The following is a 5,344-nucleotide window of genomic DNA, read 5'->3' as shown; positions in this document are numbered from 1 at the left end:
GAGATACCGGCGAGGTTGTGGATCCGGCACGAGGCGACAAGCGGCAGGCGCGCGGCGTAGTCCTCGATATGCCCGGCGAGATCGCGCATGAAGGCATTGCTGCCGATCGGCAGCAGGAATTCAAGGTGGGCGGGCCGCGAGGGCAGCGTTACCTGATCGGCGACCGGCAGATAGCCGAGCTGCTTGGCCGCCTCCATGACGCGCTGGCGGTTGGCCGCACTCGCACCCGGCCGGTTGTTGAGCACCCGGTCGACCGTTGCGGTCGATAGCCCGCAGCTACGAGCGATATCGGAGACAGTGGCTTTCATGCCGTAACCCACAGCCCGCAGTTGCGTGCGGTATCCGAAACTGTGGCTTTCATGCTGCAATCCTGTTCGCCATGCGATGGCGCGTCAGACAAGCGATGCGATCTGAGGTGACGGGTGATTGCCGCCCATCACCATTCTCAGTGCGATGGCTTGCCATCGGCGATGGCATCGCGGATCTCCTTGTCCGACATGCCGGTGATGATCCGTTCGACCTCCGCCACGCTGGTCTTCTTGGGGTCTATGTCGTCAGCAACCACCTTGCCGCGGCGCATGACGACGATGCGGTCGACCACCTGGAAGACATGGTGGATGTTGTGGGCGATGAAAATGCAGGAATGGCCGGAATCGCGGGCGCTGCGCACGAAGCTCAGCACACCCTGTGTTTCGGCGACGCCGAGATTGTTGGTCGGCTCGTCGAGAATGATCAGGTCGCTGTCGAAATGCATGGCGCGCGCGATCGCCACCGCCTGGCGCTCGCCGCCGGAGAGCGAGCCGATCGGCGTCGTCGGCGGGATGTTCTTCGAGATGCCGACCTGCTTGAGCAAGTCGCGAGCAACCGTGTTCATCGCATCCTGGTCCATCCGGTTGAGGAAGCGCGGCGGCTTGATCGGCTCGCGCCCGAGGAACAGATTGCGGGCGATCGACAGTTGCGTCACCAGCGCCGAGTCCTGGTAGATCGTCTCGATGCCGTGGGCGATGGCGTCGCTGGTGCTGCGCAGGCTCACCTTCTTGCCGCGAATGAAGATATCGCCGCTGGTCAGCGGAACGGCACCCGAGAGCACCTTGATCAGCGTCGACTTGCCGGCGCCATTGTCGCCGAGCAAGCCGACGATCTCCCGTTCATTGACATGGAAATTGGCATCCTCCAGCGCCTGCACGCGGCCATAGGACTTGCGGATGCTCGTCATGCGGATCAGTGGCTCGGCCATGGTTCAAGTCCCCGCCTGGTGCCGGCGTTCCAGCCATGAATGCAGCGCCATCATGCCGAGGATGATGGCGCCGATGAAGATGTTGTAGGCAAGACCGGGCACGCCGATCAGCACGATGCCGTTGCGCATCACGCGTAGGATCAGGATGCCGAGCACGGTGCCGATGATCGTGCCGCGCCCGCCGGTCAGGGCGGTACCGCCGATCACCACCATGGCGATGACTTCCAACTCATAGCCGGTACCGCTGTTGGGGTTGGCGGCGGAAGTGCGCAGCGAAGAGATGACGCCGGCAAGCGAGGCCATGACCGACGACAGCACGAACAGGCCGATCTTGACGCCGCTGACATTGACGCCGCGCGCCCTTGCAGCACTCGGGTTGCCGCCGGCCGCCTGGATCCAGTTGCCGGTGCGGCTTTGCGTCAGCACATAGCCGAGCCCGATCGCCGCGGCGATGAACCAGAACAGCGACATGTAGATGCGGAACGGGCCGATGAAGAAATCGCCGACCAGCACTTCCGCCAGCCAGCTGCCTTCCGCGGTCCAGGTGCGCTGCGGAAAACCATCGGTGACGAAAAGAGCGGTGCCGCGCACCACCAGCAGCATGCCGAGCGTCACCAGGAAGGACGGGATCTTGAGCTGCGTCACGAACCAGCCATTGACCAGCCCGATGAAGGCGGCGACCAGCAGCGCGGCGACAAAGCCGACCTCGAGCGAGGTCAGGCCGCTGTTGAACAGGGTCCACATCAAGACCGGCGAGAAGCCGAATAGGGAACCGACCGAGAGGTCGAACTCGCCCGATGTCATCAACAGCGTCATCGCCAGCGCGATCAGGCCGAGCTCGACCGTGAAGGCCAGCGTGTTGGAGATGTTCTGCGGCGACAGGAAGTCGTGGTTGAAACTCCAGAAAACGGCGATCTCGACGACGAGCAGCACGAAAGGGCCGAATTCCGGCCGTGCGATCAGGCGTTGGACGAGCGAATGATTTTCCACAGGCAATCCGCGACATGAGTGGAAGGCTGAGCGTTGCACATCGCGTGCGAAGGGCTCGGCGAAATGGAGAGCCAGTCGCGACCGTTGGGCGGCCGCGACTGCTAGGATTGGATGTTACTTGCCGGACAGGATGTCATCGTAGATTTGCGCGGTGTCTTTTTCGTAGAGCGCGCCGGTGATGACGTTGAAGCCCGGAGGAATGCCGCCGGCGGCCATATTGGCCAGCGAAAGCGCGACATAGCTGGTCGCCTGCGGGTCCTGCCACTGGCCGGCATTGACATAGCCGTTCAGCACTTCCTGGGTGGTGTCGAGCGAATTGCCCCAGCCGACGACCGGGATTTCGCCCGGCTTGATGCCGACCTGGTCGAACACCCGCTTGATCGAGCCGGTGACGAGATCGCCCAGGCCGATGATCGCCTTGACCTTGGCCTTGTTGGCCGTGAGGTAGTCGACCATGCGGTTGATCACTTCAGCCTGATCAAGCGTGGCTTCCGTGATTTCATAGGTGATACCGAGCGGCTCGAAGACGCTCTTGATGCCTTCTTCTTCCTGCACGCCATAGGTGGCGCCGGGGATTTCGACCGGCATCCAGACGAAGTCGCCTTTCTTCACCAGGCCTTTGTCGACCAGATACTGCGCCCAATGCTTGCCGAAGGTGACATTGTCGCCACCGACATAGGCGTTGAAGTCGGCCTTCGGATCAGGCGTGTTGAAATTGATGATCGGCACTTTCGCCGCACGCGCTTCCTTGACGATCTCGATCAGGCTGCCCGGATCGGGGCTCGTGGTGACGATACCATCGGCCTTGGCGGAGAGGGCGGCGCGAACCGCTTCCTGCTGCGAGGCGACATCGCCATTGTGGAACGAGGTGTTGACCGTGTTGCCGGTGTCCTTGGCCCATTGCTTGGCGCCGGCCAGGAAGTAGGTCCAGACCGGATCGGCCGGACCGCCGTGCGAAATCCAGTAGAACGTCTTGGCCTGTGCCGCTGCTGGTACCACCATCAGCGCCACCAACAGGCCGTATAGAACGAGTCTTAGCCGTGTCAGCATTTGATTTCCTCCCGTTTGTAGATCGTCAGTTCAAAATCCGTCCCTTGTTCCGCGTCTTTTTGCCAGCGCCGGTTGAATGCGTCAGAGCATCCCCTTTTTCGACGGATGGCAAGCCTCCATCTGCCAAGCCTCCATCTGCAGGTGTAGTGGGCGCCTGACGGGGCGTCATCAGCGGTCCCATCAGATTGCATCAGCTGAGGTGATTTTCCGACTGTCGGATAATTGGCGTGATTGTTTAGGGTCGCGCGAACGCGGCCTGCGCCGACAAGGGTCACGCCGGCGACCATCCTGCGCCCACGGGACCAGGTCCGCAGCGCTTGGCAGGGCGTCGACGACACCAGTTGCTAGATCAGATCGGCTCTGGCCAGCTCCCGCATCAGATGGCTGGCGCCGTAGGTCCAGTGCGGACAGTCCGGCGACAGCTGCACGCGGTTGACCAGCGCGCCGAATTTTTCCGACGAGATGGTGACGATGTCGCCGACCTTGTGGGTAAATCCCTTGCCCTTCTCGCCGCGATCCTTGGACGGAACGAACATGGTGCCGAGATAGAGCGCCAGCCCGTCCGGATACTGGTGGTGCGGCCCCATGGCCGCGGCGACCAGTTCCTCCGGCGAGCGGCTGATCTCCGCCATCGAGCTTGCGCCCTCCAGCGAGAACCCGTCCTCGCCCTCGACTTTCAGGCGCACGACGGCGCGCTTGACGTCATCGATGGAGAATTTGTCGTCGAATAGGCGGATGAAGGGGCCGAGTGAGGCCGAGGCATTGTTGTCCTTGGCCTTGCCGAGCAGCAGCGCCGAACGCCCTTCGACGTCGCGCAGATTGACGTCGTTGCCGATGGTCGCGCCGACGATCCGGCCGCTGGAGGCGGCGATCATGGCGATCTCGGGTTCCGGATTATTCCAGGTCGACACCGGGTGCAGCCCGACATCGGCGCCGAAGCCCACCGAGGCCATCGGCTGGCACTTGGTGAAGATCTCGGCATCGGGGCCGATGCCCACTTCCAGATATTGCGACCAGGCGCCGCGCGAAATCAGCTTGGCCTTGATCTCCATCGCTTCGGGCGAACCGGGCTTCAGCTTCGACAGGTCGTGGCCGATCAGTCCTGCGATGTCGGCGCGGATGGCATCGGCTTTTTCAGCCGAACCACGCGCCTGTTCCTCGATCACCCGTTCCAGCAGGCTGACGACGAAGGTGACGCCCGATGCCTTGACCGCCTGCAGGTCGACCGGGGAGAGCAGGTAGGGTTTTGCTGGATCGCGCCCGGTTTCAAAACTGTTGGCGGCGATGTCATCGAGCGATCCGATCGGTCTGCCTTCGGCCGAGCGGACATGCCCAGCCGGGTCGGCCATCTCGCAAAGGTCGCGCATGGTTGGTGCCGCACGCGAGGTGATGTCGAAGACCGTGCCATCGCGCACCGCGACGACCAGCGGGTATGCGGCATCGCTGCTTCTGGCGCGTCCGACAAAAAGGCCCTCTGTGGGCAGGTGGGTCGGGTTCGTCATAGCGCTCTGTCCTCTGAGTGATCGACAATGTGGCGAAGTGATCGTCAATGTGGGTTGGCCGGATCGGCGCGGCACTTTCACCGGATTCCCGTCAAAGGTCTATCCCGTCGCGGGCGATCGGAACTCTGGGTCTCCGATCGTCTCGGCGGCAGTCCACAGACGAAAGCCAGGGCGCTCTTTCAAAATTGTGAAATTCTGACTAGGATTTTCACCAATCGCAGCGCAGTCAGGTGACCTTTGGCGACAGCATTCTCCGATCCGATCTGGCGCAAGCCACAGACAGCTTCCACGTTTCAATGGCTTCCCAATGGCGAACGTGTCGATCTCGCCATCGTTGGCGGTGGCATCATGGGCTTGTCGACCGCCTTGCATGCCGCCCGGCTTGGCCTGTCGGTGCAGGTGCTGGACGCCGGCGAGATCGGCCAGGGCGCATCGGGCTTGAATGGCGGTCAGGTCATTCCCGGCCTGAAATACGATCCGGAATGGCTGCTGGAGCATTTTGGCCCGGAGCGCGGCGAGGCGCTCGTCAATTTCGCGGCGTCGACTGCCGATGCGGTGTTCGAGC

6 protein-coding genes are annotated in these 5,344 nt (G+C 62.6%); 1 reads left to right on the top strand and 5 read right to left on the bottom strand.

Annotated elements, in window-relative coordinates:
- The 5 genes from EN939_RS19695 to EN939_RS19675 form a co-directional block, all read right to left on the bottom strand.
- Positions 1-308 (bottom strand): LacI family DNA-binding transcriptional regulator (locus EN939_RS19695; RefSeq protein ID WP_164751088.1); only part of this gene is annotated, 308 nt, incomplete at its 3' end.
- Positions 309-445: 137 nt separating this feature from the next.
- The gene (locus tag EN939_RS19690; RefSeq protein WP_127269326.1) at positions 446-1,237 is read right to left on the bottom strand and encodes an ATP-binding cassette domain-containing protein; all 792 of its coding nucleotides are present in this window, start codon (positions 1,235-1,237) and stop codon (positions 446-448) included.
- Positions 1,238-1,240: 3 nt separating this feature from the next.
- A complete protein-coding gene (locus tag EN939_RS19685; protein WP_127269325.1) occupies positions 1,241-2,227 on the bottom strand; it encodes an ABC transporter permease in 987 nt (328 codons plus the stop codon).
- Between the two features lie 114 nt (positions 2,228-2,341).
- Positions 2,342-3,277 (bottom strand): substrate-binding domain-containing protein, encoded by a 936-nt coding sequence (locus EN939_RS19680; RefSeq protein ID WP_013532868.1) that lies wholly within the window; start codon positions 3,275-3,277, stop codon positions 2,342-2,344.
- A 344-nt stretch (positions 3,278-3,621) separates the two neighbouring features.
- Positions 3,622-4,779, bottom strand: coding sequence for a fumarylacetoacetate hydrolase family protein (locus tag EN939_RS19675; protein WP_127269324.1), 1,158 nt, complete (start codon positions 4,777-4,779; stop codon positions 3,622-3,624).
- A gap of 237 nt (positions 4,780-5,016) precedes the next feature.
- Here EN939_RS19675 and EN939_RS19670 point away from each other — a divergent pair.
- The coding region (locus EN939_RS19670; RefSeq protein ID WP_164751087.1) for an NAD(P)/FAD-dependent oxidoreductase at positions 5,017-5,344 on the top strand (328 nt) is incomplete at its 3' end.

This window comes from Mesorhizobium sp. M7A.F.Ca.CA.002.05.1.1, assembly GCF_003998335.1.
In the GTDB taxonomy this organism is placed as follows: Bacteria; Pseudomonadota; Alphaproteobacteria; order Rhizobiales; family Rhizobiaceae; genus Mesorhizobium.
Note: the sequence above shows the minus strand (reverse complement) of the source record. Positions and strands in the feature narration are given on the sequence as shown.

Excerpts from the sequence above, each read along its gene's own strand:
- EN939_RS19680 (WP_013532868.1), bottom strand. The coding sequence starts at position 3,277 with ATGCTGACACGGCTAAGACTCGTTCTATACGGCCTGTTGGTGGCGCTG.
- EN939_RS19675 (WP_127269324.1), bottom strand. The coding sequence starts at position 4,779 with ATGACGAACCCGACCCACCTGCCCACAGAGGGCCTTTTTGTCGGACGC.
- EN939_RS19690 (WP_127269326.1), bottom strand. The coding sequence starts at position 1,237 with ATGGCCGAGCCACTGATCCGCATGACGAGCATCCGCAAGTCCTATGGC.